Consider the following 19,696-nt stretch of genomic DNA (forward strand, 5'->3'; position numbering starts at 1 on the left):
TCCCTTAGTTCCAGATGCCGGACTTGCCCGGCGCGATGATACCGTTGGGGTCCAGCGCCCGCTTGATCTTGCGGTTGACCTCCTTCTTCACCGGGCCGTAGGTGTCGGCGACCTTGTCCATGAAGGCGGTGTTGACGCGGTAGGTGCCGTAGCCGTGCTTGGAGAACTCGGTCAGCAGCTCCTCGAAACAGGCATGAGCCGCCTGCATCTGGGCCGGGTCGGTGCGGTCGTAGAGCAGATCGACGATATGGTGCATGTCGCGCCAGCCGACGATGAACTCCGAGACGTAGTCGAAGCCGTACTTGCCCAGGATGCGCTTGGTCATATCCATCTGCTTCAGCGTCTCGCTGCCGCGCGCCTGACTGACCGGGGCGAACCACGCCGAACCGCCGCCGCCCCGCCAGTTGTAGAGGCCGAACTCGGCGGTGTTCATCTTGCCCTGCATCAGGTCGGCGCGGTACTTGAAGACCGGATCGTCGCCCACCTGCTCGGCGGTCAGCAGTTCACCCTTGCCCGACGACTTGACCACATGCTGGATGATGTTCCAGTTGACCTCGTTCTGCTCGGGCGTGCCGTACAGGCCGCAATAGACGTTCCACATGCCGACCTTGTGCTTCTTCACCATCTCCTTGACCACGGAATCGGGGATGGAGCCGGGGCCGTTGTAGTAATCGGCGCGCTTGAGGAACGAGCCCAGCTCCCACAGGGCATGGACGATCACCACCGCGTTGGGGATGACCATGGCCATGCGCAGCGGCCGCAGCGTCTCGACGATGTCGACGATGTCGGTCTCTTCCGGATAACGGATGACGTAGGGCTTGAAGGCGGGCGGGGCCGGCATCAGCCAGAAGCCCATCTTGGTGATGATGCCGTAATTGGACTGGGTGAAGATGCCGTCCAGATAGGGGCCGTAGCCCCACTTGAACACCTGGGCGGTGTTGGAGTTGGGCAGCCCGCCCATGCCGGTCTTCAGCACCTCGCCGGTGGGCATCACCACTTCCATGCCGCACGAGAACATGAAGTGCTCGCCATAGGGCGTGTAGCCGACGCCGCGATCGGCGGCGTTGCCCAGCGGGCCGGCGATGGAGGACGGCGCCGGGCACGACAGCCACAGCGGAATCTTGTTGTCCTGCAGGTAGTCATAGAGTTGCTGGAAGGTGACGCCGGGCTCGACCAGGGCGGTCCCCAGATCGGCGTCCACCTCGATGATCTTGTTCATGCGGCGCAGGTCCATGACCACCTGCCCGCGCGAGCCGGGCGCCGCCGAGCCGTAGCCCAGGTTGCGGCCCGTCGAGATCGGCCACACCGGCACCTTGTACTTGTTGCACACCGCCACGCAGCGCTGGACTTCCTCGGTCGAGGCCGGGCAGATGGCCGCCGACGGCTGGTGGTTGTCGTTGCTGTCGGGAATCATGATCTTGTTGTAGGACACCAGATGCTCGGCATCGGTGAAGACGTTGGCGGCGCCCAGAATCTCGCGGTATTCGCGGATGGCGGCGTCGAAGTTCTTTTCCGAAACGCCCTTGGGCAGGGCGACATACTTGCTGGCCATGTTCCTCTCCTGATTTCTTTATGGTTAGCCGGCCACCACGAAGGACATCCGGGCCACCAACGGGCCGCCCGCATCCGGACTTCCACCCGTGCCGCGCCCGGCGGCCATGCGGCCCAGGCCGTCGCCCAGGGCGATCTCCCAGTCCGCTCCGGCGGTGGAGCGCGGGGCGTGATGAATGGCGGACAGCCAGGTGGCCCGGCCGCGCGGCACCATTTGCTGGAACAGCACGCCGTCGGCGTCATCGACCAATCCCACCACCCGCCGCCCGGGAGCCGCCGCCAGCCAGCGGGCGGCATCGGCCAGGGTCTGGGGACCGGCCACGGTACGGACGGAACCGCCGGTCCAGTTGCGGACCGCCTCGGCGAAGGCTGGGCTCACCGACGGATCGGCCAGGACCAGGGTGGCGCCGGAGACCGGAGCGGTCATGGCCGCCGCCGGCAGCCCGCGCAGGGCGGCCAGGGTGCCGCCGCCCAGGGCGGCTCCCAGCACGGCGCGGCGCGACAGCCTCATTTCGCCCCTCCCGTCGCCGGGCTCTTGGACAGCATCTCGGCCACCTGCCGCAGCATGGCGTCGTCCACGTCGGTGGGGCGGAAGGCGGGCATGGCCCGCATGCCGTGGCGCACCACGCTCTGATAATAGTCGGGGTCGAGGTTGCGGCCCTTGATCACCGGGCCGACGCCGATCTCGTGACAGTTGGCGCAGATCTTCGAATAGACATGCTGGGCGTCGCGCCACTGCCCGGCGGCTTGCGCCCAGGCATCTCCGGTCGCGGCAGAAGCAACGAGACCGATGGCGAGCGCGCCGATCAGCACGGCTGCTTGATTTCTTTTCTTCTTCACTTGGGACCTCCCCCAACTTGCCGTTGCCCGACCCTCCATGCATTGAGGCCGGTTTGCGCAGCATGGCACTGCAAGGGTGATGCCAGATTCCCGATGGGCCGGGATCGCCATTCTCCGCGCCTGCCGGGCGGCAAGGAGTGTCGCGAAACGAGACATTGCGCCGAAACGGGACAGCCAAAAACGCGACACCCGCCCCCGCTGGCCGCCGCTCCGCCGGGAACCGGGGGATGGCATGGGGGTTGCTACCCAAGGGGCAACGCGCTCGACGCGACAACGGAACTCGATGGGGGAAACCATGCCGAATTCTCTTGGGCTGAAGCAGCCCGTTCTCGGAATCGTCACCGCCCTGGTGGCGGTCAGCCTGTCCCTGGGCATCTGCGCCCAGTTCGATCCCGCCACCTTCGGCAGTTGGGTGGCGTTGCTGATCATGAGCGCCATCCCGGCCCAGATCGTCATCGGCCTGGTGTGGCAGAGCGCTTATCCCGGCTTTCTCGGCCGCCTGTCCCAGCCGGTGAAGGGCGTGGCCATCCTGGGCCTGATGCTGGCGGCCGCCCTTGTCATGACGCCGACCATCCTGGCCCTGGTGGATGGCGGCTTCGGCGTGCCCAAGCCCTTCGCCATCATGTTCACCATCGTCTCGGTGTGCTGCGCCTTCTGGCTGGTGGCGGTGTTCCAGTGCTGGCCCATGGCCGCCATGAGCAAGCACCCCGGCGTCATCGGCCTCGGAGTCTTCGTCCTGGCCTATGTCACCGCCCTGATCACCTTCCGGCTGGGCTTCGATTTCGGCGCCATGAAGGACGCCCCCTTCTACGCCGCCGCCCTGGACCCCAAGGGAGCCTTTCCCGCCTGGAAGGCGCTGGCGTTCATCGTCACCACCGTCTCGGTGATCATGTGGTTCGTGCTGCTGGACTTCTGGCCGTCGGCCACCATCGCGGCGGCGATTCCCGCCCTGGGGCGCCAGCCGCTGTTTGGCCTGCTCAACGCCGTGCTGGTGCTGGCCGCCTCCTGGGTCGTCTGGACCCTGGGCATCAAGGTGATGGGCATGGACGTGGTGGATTACATGGTCCGCGTGCCGGTGTCGGGCCTGTTCGGCGAGTTCATCATGCTGGTCATGATGCAGACCGCGCCGTTCCAGACCATCCGCCAGCCGGTCAAGGGCCTGCTGCTGCTGGTCCTGGTGGTGGTGCTGGCCGTGGTGATGTACCGGGTCTATGCCGCCGCCGCCGTCATGCTGGTCGGCGCCATGCCGGGCGGCGCCCCCACCTACGGCCTGGATCTGTGGATCGCCACCGCCATGCTGTCGGTGACCTTCCCGGTGTTCGTGGCTCTGGGCGACGGCTTCGCCTTCTGGCCGCTGTCGCGCCCCGCTCCCGACGCCGCCCAATAGGCGCCGGGGCAAAAGAGAACCCCGGAGCGGTCGCCCGCTCCGGGGTTTTTCATGTCCGCGATCCGAAGATCAGGCCATGCGGATGATCGGCTTGATGGCCTTGCCGGTTTCGGCGTCCTCGACGGCCTGGTTGATCTTCTCATAGGGATAGAAGCTGACCAGCTTGTCGAAGGGGAAACGCCCCTGGCGGTGCAGTTCGATCAGTTGGGGAATGAACACGTCCGGGGTGGAATCGCCCTCGACGATGCCCCGGATGGAGCGCCCGGCCGTCATCAGGTGCATGGCGTTGAGCGTGATCTCCGTGTCCAGCGAGGCGGCGCCGACGATGCCGCAGGTACCGCGCGGCGCCAGGCTTTCCATAGCGTTGCGGATCACCGCCGGGATGCCGGTGGATTCGAAGGAGAAATCCACGCCGGTACCGGTGATCTTCATGATCTCGGCCACCACGTCCACGTCCTTGGGATTGAGGGTATGGGTGGCCCCCAGGGTCTTGGCCATAGTCAGGCGCTCGGGCACCACGTCGACGGCGATGATGGTGATGGCGCCCACCACGCGGGCCGCCATCACGGCCGACAGGCCCACCGAGCCGGCGCCGAACACCGCGATGGTGCGCCCCGGACCGACCTTCAGCGCATTGATCACCGCGCCCGCTCCGGTCTGGATGCCGCAGGCCAGCGGCCCGAGCAGTTCCAGCGGCGCGTCCTTGGAGACCTTGACCACGTTGCGCTCGTGGCACAGGGCGAAATTGGCGAAGGACGACTGGCCGAAGAAGTTGCCGTGGATGACCTCGGTCCCCTTGCTCAGCGCGCTGGTTCCGTCGGGACGCACGCCGGCGAAATTGTGGCCGAAGAAGTCGTGGCAATAGTTGGGAGCGTGCTCGTTGCAGCTGTCGCAATGGCCGCACGAGTTATAGGACATCACCACATGGTCGCCCACCGCGACCTTGGTGACGCCGCGCCCCACCTTCTCCACCACGCCGGCCCCCTCGTGGCCCAGCACGATGGGCTGGGGCACCGGATAGGTCTGGTCGCGCATGGCGATATCGGTGTGACAGACGCCGGTGGCGACCACGCGGACCAGGATCTCCCCGTCCCGGGGCTCGGCCAGATCGAGAACTTCCAGGGACATGGGGGCGTGCTTGGCCCGGGTAACGGCGGCATTGACTTTCATGGACGGTCCTCCCGTTTGGAGCTGTTTGTCCCCGGTCCGCTGCAATCTGGATGCCACCGCCTCCCGCCCCGCCAGCCGGGCGGAACCCGCCGTGGCAGGCCATCGGGACTGACTGATTTCGCGACACTGACCGAAAACGATCCACACCGGTTGCGGGAAGCGTTTCGACGCGCAGTGTACAGATGCAAGACAGTGTCGCCATTTGGAACAAGATATATCGATTCCAGAGACATTCCTTAAATAGATCCCGGAACGCAGAATCCGGATGTATCCGACCAATACTGTTATTTATTGCACCGCAACATCGAGAGACTTCGCGATTTCGCCAACACTGGCATAGCGGTTGCTACTCCCCTCGGGTCACCACCCGACCACGGTCAACGGTTCCGGTGGTGATCACGCCCCCCGCCCAATCGATGGGGGCCGGTCAAGAAAGGGGAGGACATGTCTTATCGCTTGAGAATGCTGGCCGTGGCGCTGGCGGTGCTGGGCCTTGGCGGCTGCCAGGACGACCAGCGCCACGGCGGGGTGGCGGCCGAGATGGCGAAGGCGGTGCGGCGCATCGACCATCTGCAGTCGGTGGCAAGCAACGGCAAGGCGCTGGTCGCCGTGGGGTCGTTCGGGGCGGTGATCGTCTCGGGCGATGACGGCGCCACCTGGAAGCGCCGGGACCTGGCCGAGGGCGGCGCGCTGATCAAGGTCGCCACCTGCGGCGACGGGTCGTTCGCGGTGCTGGATTTCGGCGGCCGGCTGTGGCTGGGCACGCCCGACGGCGCCACCTGGGCGCCCCGCGACCTGCCGCCGTCGGATGCCCATCTGGACGTGGCCTGCGCCCCCGACAACCGCCTGTGGGTGACGGGAGCGCGCGGCCTGCTGGTGACCAGCGGCGACAGCGGCAAGAGCTGGACATCCAAGTCCCTGGACGAGGACATCCAGTTGCTCAACGTCCAGTTCCCGACGCCCGCCTTCGGGGTGGTGACCGGCGAGTTCGGCCGGGTGCTGATCACCACCGACGGCGGCGCCACCTGGGCGCCGGGCGGCGGGCTGGGCGAGGATTTCTATCCCCAGGGCATGCATTTCCAGAACGAGCGGCGCGGGCTGGTGGTGGGCCTGAGCGGCGCCGTCATCGAGACCCAGGATGGCGGCCGGACCTGGGTTCGGGGCAAGGCGCCCGTCGAGGCGCCGCTTTACGGCGTCCTCGCCCTGCCCGGCGACGAGGCGGTGGTGGCGGGTGCAGCCGGCATCGCGGCGCGGCGGGCCGGCGGCGCCTGGACGCCCATCCCCGGCGTTCCCATGGCCGATCTGCGCGGCCTGGCCGTCACCGGGACCGGGCTGGTGCTGGCCGGCACCGGCACCTTGATGCCGATCCCCGCCACCAAGAGCAATTGAGGACCGCCCCATGAAAAGCTTCATCGAGACGCTGCCCGACCGCCTGTTCGCGCGACGCGGACTCGTCCTCACCCTGGTGCTGCTGGTGACCCTGGCCTTCGCGGCCAAGATTCCGGCGCTTCGCATCTACACCGATTTCGAGGGGCTTTTGCCCCAGCAGCATCCCTTCATCAAGGTCCACAACGAGATCAGGGGCCTGTTCGGCGGCGCCAACGTGCTGACCGTGGCCGTCGAGGTCAAGGACGGCACCATCTTCACCAACGACAACCTGGCGGCCATCGACCGGGTGACCAATGCCATCGACAACCTGCCGGGCGTCAACCACAACCTGGTGTCGTCCATCACCCACCGCACGGCGCGCTTCATCTCGCTGACCGAGGAAGGCAGCGTGCGCTCGGAGGTCTATTACAACCCGGCGCTCGGCGCCATGACGCCCGAGCAACTGGCGGCCATGAAGGCCAAGGTGCTGGTCGATCCCCGGGTGTTCGGGCTGATCGTCTCGCCCGATCTCAAGGCGGCGCTGATCAAGGCCCAGTTCATCGACGGTGGCCAGTTGGACTACCTGGGCATCTTCCAGGGGCTGCAGGACATCCGCGCGCATGAGAACAAGGGCGGCATCCGCATCCACACCACCGGCCAGCCCGCGCTGATCGGCTGGGTCTATTCCTATTTGCCGCAAAGCCTGCAGGTCTTCGCCTACACGGCGGTGATCGTGCTGGTGCTGCTGGTCGCCTATTTCCGGCGCTTCCACGGGGTGGCGCTGCCGCTGGTCGGCATCTTCATCTCCACCGTCTGGGGCCTGGGCTACATCGTGGTGCTGGGCTACCACCTGGACCCGCTGATGCTGGTGATCCCGTTCCTGATCGCCGCGCGCTCCATGAGCCACGGCATCCAGATCGTCGAACGCTGGTACCAGGAGCTGGCCCGGGTCGGCGACGGGCGCAAGGCGGCCGAGCAGACGCTACGCGAGATGTTCCATCCCGGCACGCTGGGCATCACCTGCGACGCCATCGGCCTCGCCCTGCTGGTCACCGGCTCGGTGCGGGTCAATTTCGAGCTGGGCGTGTTCACCGCGCTGTGGGCCCTGTCGGGCATGCTGAACGTGCTGGTCACCGTGCCGCTGCTGCTCAGCTACATGCCGACGCCCAAGGCGACGGTGCGCAAGCACTCGGTGCTGGGTGCCGCGCTGGGTCGCCTGGGCCATCTGGTGGCCGGGCGCCGCAGCGCCATGGCCATGAGCGCGCTCGGCGGATTGCTGGTCCTGGGCTCGCTGGTGGTGGCCAAGGGCATCACCATCGGCGAGTCCGAGCCGGGATCGCCGCTGCTCTATCGCGACCACGACTACAACCTGTCCTCGGCGGCGGTGAACGCCCTGTTCCCCGGCTCGGAGCAATTGCTGCTGGTGGCCAAGGCCGACAAGCCCGGCGGGCTGAAGGACCCCGAGGCCATGAAGGCCATCGAGGCCTTCAACAACCACATGCTGCTCGACCCCGAGCTGGGCGGCATCAAGTCGGTGCCGACCCTGGTGCGTCAGGTCAACAAGCTGATCCACAACGGCGACCAGCGCTGGGAGCAGATTCCCCACGACGCCCAGCTGGTGGGCGGCGTGCTGTTCGCCTACATGGCGTCCAGCCCGATCCCCGGCACGCTCAACGACTTCATCACCTCGGACTATTCCAAGGCCAACCTTGCCCTGTTCTACAAGGACCACAAGGGCGAGACCGTGGACCGCGCCATCGCCATGGCCGCCGAGGGCGCCAAGGCGGTCGCCGCCCTGGCCAAGGGGGTGACCATCGAGCTGGCCGGCGGCGTGCTGGGCGTCACGGCGGCGGTCAACCGCGAGATCTTCTCGGACAACCTGAAGGTCATCCCCATGGTCTTCGTACTGATCTGCTCCGTGGTGGGCTTCACCTACCGCTCGTGGCACGCCGGCCTGTTGATGTTCATCGCCATGCTGGTGCCCACCGCCATGACCTACGCCTACCTGTCGGTCAACCGCATCGGGCTCAACATCAACACCGTGCCGCTGATCTCGGTGGGCCTCGGCATCGGCATCGACTACGCGGTCTACATCATCGACCGCATCAGGGACGAACTGCACGAGCACCTGGACTTCCAGGCGGCCATCGGGCGGGCCATCGCCACCACCGGGCTGGCGGTGACCTGCACCGTCACCACCCTGGTGGGCGGCATCGTCGCCTGGGTGTTCGTCTCCGATCTCAGGTTCCAGGCCGACGCCGCCAAGCTGCTGATCTTCATGATCGTCGTCTGCGCCGTCTCGGCCATGGTCTTCGTGCCGGCCTGGATCGCCGCGTTCCGTCCGAAATTCATCACCCGTGAGGCCGATCAGGCCGCTTGAACCAACTCGCCCAAGGGGGGCGACAACAGGGAGGGAGTCCAATGAGACGTCGTTTGACCATAACCGCCATGGCCTTGATCTGGCCGCTGGTGCTGGCGCTGCCGGCAAAAGCGGACGAGAGCGATGGCTGGGTCGTCAAGAACAAGGTGGACGAGGAGGTGCGCTTCCGGCCCACCACCGGCCTGTCCAAGGCCCGCAGCATGGGCCAGAGCGATCTGGACAAGAAGCTCAACGTGGGCGGCCCGTTCAGCATGATGAAGATCCACGCCACGCTGCGCGCCTCCTATGACGGCGTCTACGACCTCAACCCCAGCGAATACGGCAGCCGCGCCGGTTCCTCGGTGAGTTTCGCCAACAACGACGGCTCGAAGGCGACGTCGTGGGGCGGCGGCAATACCCTGCCCATCGCCGACATGGTGCTGGGTGCCGGCAATCCCAACGAGGGCATGGCCATCGTCAACGGCTGGCGGCGCCCCGACAACGGCCTGATCTTCGCCACCCCGGTCCGTCCCTGCGACGTGGACAGCCGCGGTTGCATCAAAGACTACATGGATTACAGCAAGAACGACCTGGCGGCCCCCGAGCTGAATTCCCGCGCCGACGTGGTGCGCGAACTCTTCGTCGACGCCGAAGTGCCGGTGGGCAGCAACACCCTGGCGCTCCGGGTGGGCCGCCAGCAACTGGTGTGGGGCCGCACCGACCTGTTCCGGGTGCTCGACGTGGTCAACCCGGTCGATTACTCGCGCAACAACATCTATGACGAACTGCAGGACATCCGCATTCCCATGGGCATGGTCCGCGCCGATTACCGCATGGGCGCGCGCGGTCCCTTCGACGATCTGAACGTCCAGGGCCTGTGGATGTTCGAGAAGTTCCGCCCCAACAACCTGGGACAGGCCGGCAGCCCCAACAATCCCGCCGGCGCCGCCGGCATGTTCCGCGCCCTGAAGAACTGCTGGGACAACGGCTGCACCGTCGGCAATTACAACGGCGGCAACAACGCCCTCAACTTCGGCCGTCACCAGATCGGTATCCGCGAGGCCAACATGCCCGAGTGGAACCTGTCGAACATGACCTATGGCGGCAAGGTCGAGGGCGAGGTCAAGGGCATCGGCTTCTCGGTCAACGCACTCACCATGCGCTCGCAGATGCCGTCGCTCAGAGGCGGTATCGTCAGCCGCAACGGCCTGAACGGCAATTACGGCGTCTGGGACTACGCCCCGGCCTTCGACATCGAGTTTCCCCGCCTGAACATCTTCGGCGGCTCGCTCGACTTCACCGTCGACCCCATCGACACCGCCTTCCGCTTCGAGAGCGTCTACACCCAGGGCGAGGAGTTCGCCGACACCGCCCAGAAGCAGCTCTACAAGAAGTCCGACGTGGTCCGCTACGTCATCGGCGCCGACCGCAACACCTTCATCCCCTTCCTCAACGAGCGCCGCGCCTTCCTGATCAGCGGCCAGGTGTTCGGCCAGCACATCTTGCAGCATGAGCTCCACAAGACCCGCTTCAACGGCACCGTCGGCATGCCCGATTGGGACATGAACTGGATCGGCACCCTGATGGTCAAGGGCTGGTACATGGCCGACACCGTCAGCCCCCAGATGGTCTTCGCCCGCGACTTCCGCGCCGGAGCCAACGTGCTGGAACCCTCGGTCGAGTGGATTCCCGCCGCCGCCTGGCGCTTCCGCCTGGGCGCCAACGTCAAGTTCGGCGAGTACCGCAACACCTTCGGCAACAACGCCGACGCCGCCACCGGCGTGCCGTGGGACGGTCAGGCCTCCAAGGGCGCCTGGCTCGGCACCGAGCCCTTCGGCAACCTGCGCACCGGCATCATCGGCATGGCCCACGACGAAACCGAGATCTTCGCCAACGCAACGTTCCGCTTCTAGGAGGCACGGCCCGCTCGCCCGCACGGGTGGGCGGGCCGGCCCCAAACGATCAAGACAACCGGAGGAAACAATGAAGAACCGTATCGTGACCGTCGCCCTGGGCGTGGGCCTGGGACTGGGAGCCGGCATCGGCGCCGCCCAGGCATCCGAGACCGTCGATAAATCCTTCCTGCCCTACAAGGCGGGCTCTCCCACCCATCCGGTGATTAAGCCGGGCGCGGTGATCAACCAGGGCAACGTCGAACAGGCCAAGGACGCGCTGGACCCCGGCATGTACGACGCCATCAAGAACGGCTGGTACGAGGTCAAGGTCGGCCCCACCGCCTCGTTCGACGTCAGCAAGTCCTATGTGGAAGCCACCGAGAAGAACCTGGGCAAGGTCTCGCTGGGCGACAAGGTCGGCGAGATCAAGGGCTATGTGGCCGGCCGCCCCTTCCCCGAGGAGCCTCAGGCCTCCGACCCCAGGGCCGGCGAGAAGATCGCCTGGAACTTCAAATACGGCATCAACTGGGGTGATTCCGCCGCCAACAGCCCGACCTACTGGACCTATCGCACCATGGCCGACGGCAAGGTCGAGCGCGTGCTGAAGATGAGCATGCACTGGCTGAACTTCATGCACCGCACCGGCCAGGCGCCCATGCCCAACATCGAGCCCAACCCGTCCGAGATGTACCGCGCCACCTACGTCAAGGTGCTGGAACCCCAGGACGTGGCCGACACCCAGTTGCTGATCCATCGCTACGAGGACGACAGCAAGCTGGATTCCACCTGGCTGTATCTCGGCTTCCAGCGCCGGGTACGCAAGCTGTCCACCGGCCAGATCACCGATTCCTTCCTGGGCTCGGACATCATGATCGAGGATTTCGAGGGCTATAACGGCCGTACCTCGGACATGAAGTGGACCTTCAAGGGCACCCGCAACATCCTGATGCCCTTCTATAACCACAACGAGCAGGAGCTGGCCTCCGAATACGCCGAGCCCGGCTACAAGTTCGTGGCCTTCGGCGGCAAGGGCAACTGCTTCCCCAACACCAGCTGGCAGTTGCGCAAGGCCTACGAGGTGGACGTCACCCCGGTCGACCCCAACCATCCGGTGGGCAAGCGCACCATGTTCTTCGACGCCCAGACCATGGCGGCGTCCCGCACGCTGACCTATGACCGCAACGGCAAGCTGTGGAAGAACTTCACCATCGGCAAGGCCCACCCCGACACCCACCTGCCGGTCAACAAGGGCACCGGCATCGCCTTGGACGACATGTTCTCCATGGTCGACGTCCAGGCCCAGCACTGCACCACCGGCCAGTTCAAGGGCCAGGTGGACCCGTCCCTGTCGCCGGCCAACCGGTTCTCGGTGGACGCCATGCGTTCGGGCAACTGATCGCCCGCCCTTCCCAACGGGGCCCTCTTCCGCGGAAGAGGGCCCCGCGACCTTTCCCATCCGACGAGGCCCCATGTACCCGATCGTCCGCCGCGAAGCCTTTTCCGACTCCACCTTTCTGTGGGAAGTCCATGCCCCCGACGTGGCGCGGGCGGCCAAGCCGGGGCATTTCGTCATGCTTCGCCTCTATGAAGGAGCCGAGCGCATTCCGCTCACCGTCGCCGATTACGACCGCGAGCGGGGCACCGTCACCCTGGTGATCCAGGCCCTGGGCAAGACCACGCGCGAGATGCGCGACGATTACCGCCAGGGCGATTGCTTCGACGATTTCGTCGGTCCGCTGGGCCTGTCCCAGCATATCGGCAAGCCCGGGCATGTGGTGCTGGTGGGCGGCGGCCTGGGCGTCGCGCCGGTCTTCCCCCAGTTGCGGGCCTTCAAGGAAGCGGGCAACCGCACCACCGCCATCATGGGCTTCAGGACCAAGGATCTGGTGTTCTGGCAGGACCGCTTTTCCCGCTGGGCCGACGAGGTGATCATCTGCACCGACGACGGCAGCTTCGGGCGGCCGGGGCTGGTGACCGGGGCGCTGGAGGATCTGTGCCGCACCGATCCTCCCGATCTGGTGGTGGCCATCGGGCCGCTGCCCATGATGAACGCCTGCGTCGAGACCACCCGGCCGTTCGCGGTCAAGACCCTGGTGTCGCTCAACACCATCATGGTGGACGGTACCGGCATGTGCGGGTCGTGCCGGGTCACGGTGGGCGGCGAGGTCAAGTTCGCCTGCGTCGACGGCCCCGATTTCGACGGCCATCTGGTGGATTTCCCCGAACTGCACGCCCGCCAGCGCCGCTTCAAGGCGCAGGAGGCCGCCGCCAACACCGACTTCGCCCATGTGTGCAGCCTCGAGCAGCAACTGGTGGTCGAGGGCAAGCGCACCTACAAGAAGCTCTCGGCGCTGGAGCCCCATCAGGTGCCCATGCCCGAGCGCGACGCCGCCCAGCGGGCCCGCGATTTCGACGAGGTCAATCTGGGCTACGGCATGGCCGAGGCCCTGCGCGAGGCCGAGCGCTGCATCCAGTGCCACAAGCCGACCTGCATCGCCGGCTGTCCGGTGGGCATCGACATTCCCCGCTTCATCCGCCACATGCTGGTCCGCGACCTGGAAGGGGCGCTGGACGCCATCTACGATTCCAGCATCTTCCCGTCCATCTGCGGCCGGGTCTGCCCCCAGGAAAGCCAGTGCGAGGCGCAATGCGTCATCGCCAAGAACAAGAAGCTGGAGCCGGTGGCCATCGGCCGCCTGGAACGCTTCGTCGGCGATTTCGCCCGCCCGGCCAGGGCCGAGCCGCCCAAGGTCGCCCGCCGCCTGGGTCGGGTGGCCATCGTCGGCTCCGGCCCGGCCGGACTGGCCGCCGCCGCCGATCTGGTGCGCTTCGGCGCCGAAGTGGTGGTCTACGAGGCCCTGCACGTGCTGGGCGGCGTGCTGCAATACGGCATTCCCGCCTTCCGCCTGCCGCGCCCCATCATCGACCGCGAAATCCAGCGCCTCAAGGATATCGGCGTCCGCTTCGAGACCAACAAGGTGATCGGCAAGACCTTCACCATCGCCCAGTTGACCGGCGAGATGGGGTTCGACGCGGTGTTCGTCGCCGCCGGGGCCGGAGCGCCCGCCTTCCTGGGGATTCCCGGCGAGTTCGCCGGTCAGGTCTATTCCGCCAACGAGTTCCTGACCCGCGTCAACCTGATGGGCGGCGACCGCTTCCCCTACCGCGACACGCCCATCGGGTTGGGCAAGAGCGTGGTGGTGATCGGGGCGGGCAACACCGCCATGGACTGCCTCAGGGTGGCCAAGCGACTGGGCGCGCCGATGGTGCGCTGCGTCTACCGTCGCACCGAGGCCGAGGCCCCGGCCCGCATCGAGGAAATCCGCCACGCCAAGGAGGAAGGCATCGAGTTCCACTTCCTCCACTCGCCGGTGGAAATCCTGATCGACGACGCGGGCAACGTGCGCGGCATGAAGGTCGAGCGCATGGAACTGGGCGAGCCCGACGAGCGCGGCCGCCGCAAGCCGGTTCCCACCGGCCAGGTGGTGGAACTGGACTGCGACACCGTCATCTACGCGCTGGGCACCAAGGCCAATCCCATCATCGGTCAGGCCACGCCGGGGCTCGGCCTCAACAAGTGGGGCAACATCGTGGTGGATGAAGCCACCCAGTGCACCAACCTGCCCGGCGTGTTCGCCGGCGGCGACATCGTGACCGGCGGAGCCACGGTGATCCTCGCCATGGGAGCCGGGCGCCGCGCCGCCAAGGCGGTCGCCACCTGGCTGGACAGGGGCAAGGCCATGTGGCCGGTGGACGGCGCCGACGCCGAGGCCTTCACTGCCGGCGGCGCCGCCTGTCCCAAATGCCACCGTCCGGTAGAGGACGGCGAGGAAGGCTATGTCTGCTGCGCCGGCCAGGAACTGCAATGGCGCTGCCGCTCCTGCGCCAAGGTCTCCGAGGGCTTCGCCTTCCCCCATGGCCGCTGCCCCCATTGCGGCGGCGCTCTGGATGCCCTGGAACGCCCCGGCATCACCGGGGACGCGGCCCTGGCCGCCATCCGCGCCGCCTTCGAGATCGAACTGGGCGGCCGGAACTTCTATGCCCGCGCCGCCGAGCAGGCCGCCGGCCCAGAGGTGACCGCCCTGTTCGCCAAGCTGGCGGCCATGGAGGACGAGCACATGCGGACCCTGGCCCGCCGCTATCATGTGGACATGCCCATCGGCGGCATGGGCCTCGCCCAGGCGGTAAGTCTGGCCGGAATCGACGGCCCGGTGGACGATCCCGAAACCCTGTTCGCAGCCGCCATCGCCTTCGAGCTTCGTGCCGCCTCGTTCTTCGCCAAGCAGGCGGAAGCGGCCCAGGGCTCGCCCGAGGCGCTGCTTTACCGCGAGCTCCAGGCCGAGGAGGAGGAGCACGCCCAATTGCTGGCGACCGAACGGGACCGCTGGCGGACGGGCAAGGCGGGAATTCTGTGATGGCCGGGCAGGGATTCATGGCCCTGGGCCGTCTGCGCATCTCGGTCAAGGTCCTGCTGGTCACCGCCCTGTGCTCGGTGGTCACCCTGGTGGTGGCCATGGCGGGGATCGCCGGCATCGGCCGGCTGTCGGATTCCCTTTCGGCCATCGAGACCACCAGCCGGACGGTGATGGCCGCCACCCGGCTGAATCAGTTGGCCCTGACCCTTAACCGCAGCGAATACGTCCTGGCTTCCGACCCCACCCCGGACAATCTGCGCGAGACCGGCAAGCGGATCGAAACCCAGCGGCAGGAGCTCAAGGAAGCGCTGGTCGGACTGAAAAACCAGACCGGGCCGGAGCAGCAGGAATTGCTGGGCGCCATCGAAGCCGGCCAGTCGGCCTACCTCGCCTCCCAGGACGACACCATCGCCAAGGTGGCCCGGCACGGCGCCTCCGTCGAGGTGTCCGAGGGCCAGATGATCATCACCGAGGCCGCCATGACCAGCAGCACGGTGGCCGGGCGGTTCGAGAAGTCGGTGCTGGCCTATACCGCCGCCGCCGAAGCCTCGGCCGCCCGCATCTTCGAAAGCGCCGCCGAGGCCAAGAATAAGGCCCTGACCGTGATGCTGGCCGTGGCGGTGATCGGCACCATCGGCGGCTTCGTGCTGGGCGCCCTGCTCGGGCATCTGGGCATCGCCAAGCCGCTCAACCGGGCGGTGGACAGCCTGCGCCGCCTGGCCGACGGCGATACCGACGCGGCGGTTTACGGTCACGGCCGTTCCGACGAAATCGGCGCCATCGCCGAGACCCTGGAGGTGTTTCGCGGCAACATCCTGAAGAACCGCGCCATGGAGGCCGAGGCCGAGGCCGCCGCCCGCCGCGCCGCCCAGGAGCGGACCGCCATGATGGAAGGGCTGGCCGATTCCCTGGAGGCCACCATCACCGAGGTGGTTTCCGCCCTGTCGGGCGCCGCCGAGGCCATGCAATCCAGCTCGCTCACCATGTCGGATATGTCGAAGACCGCCTCGGCCCAGGCCGCCGCCGCCGCCGGCGCGGCCGACAAGGCGTCGCTGAACGTCGAGACGGTGGCCTCGGCCGCCGAGGAGATGACCGCCTCGGTCAACGACATCTCGCGCCGGGTCGCCCAGGCCGCCGCCATCTCCGACAAGGCCGTGGTCCAGGCGTCACGGACCAGCGACATCGTCACCGGTCTGGCCGACATCGCCACCCATATCGACGAGGTGGTGGGCATGATCAACGCCATCGCCGGCCAGACCAACCTGCTGGCCTTGAACGCCACCATCGAGGCGGCCCGGGCCGGTGAGGCCGGCAAGGGCTTTGCCGTGGTGGCGGGCGAGGTCAAGCATCTGGCCAGCCAGACCGCCCAGGCCACCGAGGATATCGGCCGGCAGGTGGTGTCGGTGCGCGCCGCCACCTCCCAGGCGGTCGACGCCATCCAGGGCATCGTCGCCATTATCGGCGAGATCAACCAGATCTCCACCGATATCGCGCGGGCCATGGAGCAGCAGCGGGCCGCCACCGGAGAGATCGCCGGCAGCGCCGAGCAGGCGGCCAGGGGCACCCAGGAGGTCGCCGCCAATATCGGAGCGGTCACCCGCGAGACCGAGGATGTGGGAGCCATCGCCGACCGAGTGCTGTCGTCGGCGCATGCGCTGTCCAGCCAGTCGGACACCCTGCGGCGGACCATCGCCGAATTCGGCGCCAGAGTCCGGGTCGGGAGCTGAGCCTCAGACCTCCTCGGGTCCGAGAGCACCGATCAGCGGCTCGAACTCCACCGCCGGCATGGGCCGGGCGAACAGGTAGCCCTGGCCGAAATCGCAGCCGGCGGCGGCCAGCAGGGCATATTGCTCCTCGGTCTCGATGCCTTCGGCCACCACCTTCATGCCCAACCGGTGGGCCATGACGATGATCGCCTCGGCGATGGCGCGGTCGCTGGAATCAGTGGTCATGTCGCGCACGAAGGACTGGTCGATCTTGATGTAGTCGATGTCGAAGCGCTTGAGATAGGACATGGCGGAATAGCCGGTACCGAAATCGTCGAGGGCCACCTGCATGCCGGCCTCGCGGAATTTGGTCAGCCGTTCCGTCACCTCGGCGTGCTGGCCGAGCAGCAGGCCCTCGGTGACCTCGATGGAGATGCATCGGGGCGAGATGTTGAGGTCGCGCAGATGTTCCGGCCATTCCAGATGGCTGAACCCGGAGAAGAACTGGCGGGGCGATTTGTTGACGGCGATCTGGAAGGGACAGGGCGACGACGGGCTGGCCAGCAATTCCCGGCGGCAGGCGTCGTCGAGCATGTAGCTGCAGCGGTCGCACAGCCGCCGCGCCACGGCGGCGGCCTGACGGAACACCCAATTGCCGATATCGCTGATCAGGCCGGTTTCCTCGGCGATGGGAATGAACAGGGCGGGGCTGACGAAGCCGCGCTCGGGGTGGCGCCAGCGCAGCAGGGCCTCGGCCTTGACGATGGCGCGGGTCTCCATGTGGACGATGGGCTGGTAGTAGACCTCGAACTGCCCGGCGGCCAGCGCGCCGCGCAGGTCGTTGGCCAGTTGCAGCCGGGTCTGTCCCGCCTCCCGCATGGATTCGGTGAAGCAGCACGAGCGGTCGCGACCGCTATCCTTGGCCTCGCGCACCGCCTGATCCACGTTACGGAACAGTTCCGCGATGTCGCGGCCGTCGGTGGGATAGACGGTGATGCCGATGCTGGCGGTAAGGTGGATGGTATCGACGCCCGAGCGGAACGGCTGGGCGATGATCATGCGGATGGCGACGACCATCGCCTCGAGCCGGGCGGTGTCCTGGCCGTCCAGCAGCGAGACGATGAACTCGTCGGCCCCCAGATGGCCCATGACGTCGCCCTCGGCCAGACAGGTGGAGATCCGCCGCACCGCCTCCAGCAGCAACTGGTCGCCGATGGTGTGCCCCAGGGTGTCGTTGACCTCCTTGAAGCGGTCGAGATCAATGAGAAGGACGCCGACCACCATGTCCAGGCTGTCCGCCCGGGCCAGATCATCGCTCAGCAATTCCAGGAAGCGCCGCCGGTTGGGCAGGCCGGTCAACAGGTCGTGGTTGGCCTGGTGCCAGATGATGTCCTCGGCCTTCTTCTGGGCGGTGATGTCCGAGGCGATGGCGACGCGGCGCTGTACCCGGCCCTTGGCATCGCAGATGGTCGAGATGGTCAGGCGTTCCGGATAGATCTCGCCGTTCTTGCGCCGGTTCCACACTTCGCCCGACCAGTTGCCGGTGGCGGTGAGCGAGCGCCACATCTCGGCGTAGAAGGCGGTGTCATGGCGCCCCGACTTCAAGATGCTGGGATTCTGGCCGACCAACTCCTCCAACTCGTAGCCGGTCAGGCGGCAGAACGGCTTGTTGACGCTGATGATCCTGCCGTCCGAATCGGTGATGGCGATGGCCTCGCTGGTGCCGTCGAACACCGACGCCGCCAGCGTCAGCTGTTCGGCATTGTCGCGAAGGGATTGCTTCTGGGCGCTGATGCGTTCATGGAACTTGTTGAAGCTGTCCTGCAACTGGCGGATTTCCGGTCCGCCCTCCACCGGCAGGGGGCTTAAGGTGCGGGTGCCGGTGGCCATGGCGTTGAGCATCTCGGTGGAGTGTTCAAGCGGCCTCAACTGGCGCCGGACGAACAGCCACAGCAACACGGCGATGAAGGCCGAGGCCAGGGCGGCGTCCTTGTAGATCTCGAATTCCAGGCGTCGGATGGAGGCGAAGGCGGTGGAGGTCGGCATGGTCGAGATGACCGCCCAGCCCGTGCTTTCGATGCGCTTGGACGAGCTGAGGGTTTCGACGCCCTCGGCATCGAAGGAAATGCCGGACCCTTGGTATCCCTCGGCGTAGCGGTCGAGCATGCGATTGACGCCCACCGCCGGGAGAGATTGGAGGATGCGTTCCTTCCGGGTGGAGGCGACGAAAAGCCGATCGCGGGGGGATACGATGTGGAACTCCCCGTCCAGCCGGCTTTGCCGCGGGATGATCTCGGTGAAGAAATCGCTGTCCGAAACCGAATTGGCCCCCGCCAGGACGCCGATGATCTGATTGGCCGGGTTACGGACGGGAACGGCGATCAGGACCACCGGCCGCTTGCTGAACCGCCCCAGACGCGGGCTGCTGACCGCGACATCCTCGCCGGCGATGACGGCCCGGAAATAATCCAGATCGGAGAAATCCGACCCCACCCGCCCCTTCAGCACGGGATAATCGACGAGGCCGGTTCCCTGGGGGGAAATCACCAACACGCCCAAATTGAACAGGCGTTCGATATATTTGAACTCGCCGAGCCTGGCCCCCAGACGCTCCGGGTCCGCCATCAGCTCCGGGGTGATCAGCGACGCCACGTCCTTCAGGGTATTGATGCGCAGCCTGGCCTCTTCCTCGAGGCTGTCGGTGATGTGCTCGACCAGGGCCGTCTGCTCGGCGGCGACCACCGCCTTGACGTCGTCGCGCACCTCTTCCACCACGTCATGAGCCAGCAGCCAGATGGCCGCCACGAACATTCCGATACTGGCGGCAACGATCTTGGTCTTGAGATCAAGGTTTTGAAAGAATGCCGACATCGCTATGATTTTCTGGACCCATCGAACTGGAATTTTTCTTATCACTTTTTAACTAGCTTCATCAGGTCGACCTACGTATGCCCTGCACCGGAGACCGGGTCCACGGCAGAGGTGTATTGGCGCAGGGAAGGCTC

The 19,696-nt window shown here is 66.6% G+C and carries 12 protein-coding genes; 7 read left to right on the top strand and 5 right to left on the bottom strand.

All coding sequences use genetic code 11. The features are described from left to right. Positions 1–4: 4 nt before the first annotated feature. From CP958_RS21665 to CP958_RS21675, 3 genes are read right to left on the bottom strand one after another with little or no spacing between them, the layout of a single operon-like run. A complete protein-coding gene (locus tag CP958_RS21665; RefSeq protein ID WP_096704290.1) occupies positions 5–1,552 on the bottom strand; it encodes an FAD-binding oxidoreductase in 1,548 nt (515 codons plus the stop codon). A 24-nt stretch (positions 1,553–1,576) separates the two neighbouring features. Beyond that, the gene (locus CP958_RS21670) at positions 1,577–2,062 is read right to left on the bottom strand and encodes a hypothetical protein (protein ID WP_096704291.1); all 486 of its coding nucleotides are present in this window, start codon (positions 2,060–2,062) and stop codon (positions 1,577–1,579) included. Then, complete coding sequence (locus tag CP958_RS21675) at positions 2,059–2,391, bottom strand: cytochrome c (protein WP_197706437.1); 333 nt, start codon at positions 2,389–2,391, stop codon at positions 2,059–2,061. The genes CP958_RS21670 and CP958_RS21675 overlap by 4 nt, the downstream gene beginning before the upstream one ends. 295 nt (positions 2,392–2,686) lie before the next feature. Between CP958_RS21675 and CP958_RS21680 the strand changes: the two genes are divergently transcribed. After that, complete coding sequence (locus tag CP958_RS21680) at positions 2,687–3,778, top strand: hypothetical protein (RefSeq protein ID WP_141400610.1); 1,092 nt, start codon at positions 2,687–2,689, stop codon at positions 3,776–3,778. A 69-nt stretch (positions 3,779–3,847) separates the two neighbouring features. Here the strand turns inward: CP958_RS21680 and CP958_RS21685 are convergent, their stop codons facing one another. Further along, positions 3,848–4,948, bottom strand: coding sequence for an NAD(P)-dependent alcohol dehydrogenase (locus tag CP958_RS21685; protein WP_096704294.1), 1,101 nt, complete (start codon positions 4,946–4,948; stop codon positions 3,848–3,850). Positions 4,949–5,392: 444 nt separating this feature from the next. Here CP958_RS21685 and CP958_RS21690 point away from each other — a divergent pair, with 444 nt between their 5' ends. From CP958_RS21690 to CP958_RS21715, 6 genes are all read left to right on the top strand, one after another. Beyond that, complete coding sequence (locus CP958_RS21690; RefSeq protein ID WP_096704295.1) at positions 5,393–6,337, top strand: YCF48-related protein; 945 nt, start codon at positions 5,393–5,395, stop codon at positions 6,335–6,337. A 10-nt stretch (positions 6,338–6,347) separates the two neighbouring features. After that, positions 6,348–8,696 carry an MMPL family transporter gene (locus tag CP958_RS21695; protein WP_096704296.1) on the top strand — a complete coding sequence of 783 codons (2,349 nt, stop codon included), beginning with the start codon at positions 6,348–6,350 and terminating at the stop codon, positions 8,694–8,696. A 41-nt stretch (positions 8,697–8,737) separates the two neighbouring features. Beyond that, positions 8,738–10,588 (top strand): DUF1302 family protein, encoded by a 1,851-nt coding sequence (locus CP958_RS21700; protein WP_096704297.1) that lies wholly within the window; start codon positions 8,738–8,740, stop codon positions 10,586–10,588. Positions 10,589–10,658: 70 nt separating this feature from the next. Beyond that, entirely contained in the window at positions 10,659–11,966 is a 1,308-nt protein-coding gene (locus tag CP958_RS21705; protein ID WP_096704298.1) for a DUF1329 domain-containing protein, read from the top strand. Positions 11,967–12,039: 73 nt separating this feature from the next. After that, entirely contained in the window at positions 12,040–14,985 is a 2,946-nt protein-coding gene (gene gltA / locus CP958_RS21710) for an NADPH-dependent glutamate synthase (protein ID WP_096704299.1), read from the top strand. Then, complete coding sequence (locus CP958_RS21715; RefSeq protein WP_096704300.1) at positions 14,985–16,712, top strand: methyl-accepting chemotaxis protein; 1,728 nt, start codon at positions 14,985–14,987, stop codon at positions 16,710–16,712. The genes gltA and CP958_RS21715 overlap by 1 nt, the downstream gene beginning before the upstream one ends. Positions 16,713–16,715: 3 nt before the next feature. On the opposite strand, the gene CP958_RS21720 is transcribed toward CP958_RS21715, so the two are convergent. Next, positions 16,716–19,562 carry an EAL domain-containing protein gene (locus CP958_RS21720; protein WP_096704301.1) on the bottom strand — a complete coding sequence of 949 codons (2,847 nt, stop codon included), beginning with the start codon at positions 19,560–19,562 and terminating at the stop codon, positions 16,716–16,718. Between the last annotated feature and the right edge of the window lie 134 nt (positions 19,563–19,696).

Origin of the sequence: Magnetospirillum sp. 15-1 (assembly GCF_900184795.1) — a bacterium.
GTDB lineage: Bacteria > Pseudomonadota > Alphaproteobacteria > Rhodospirillales > Magnetospirillaceae > Phaeospirillum.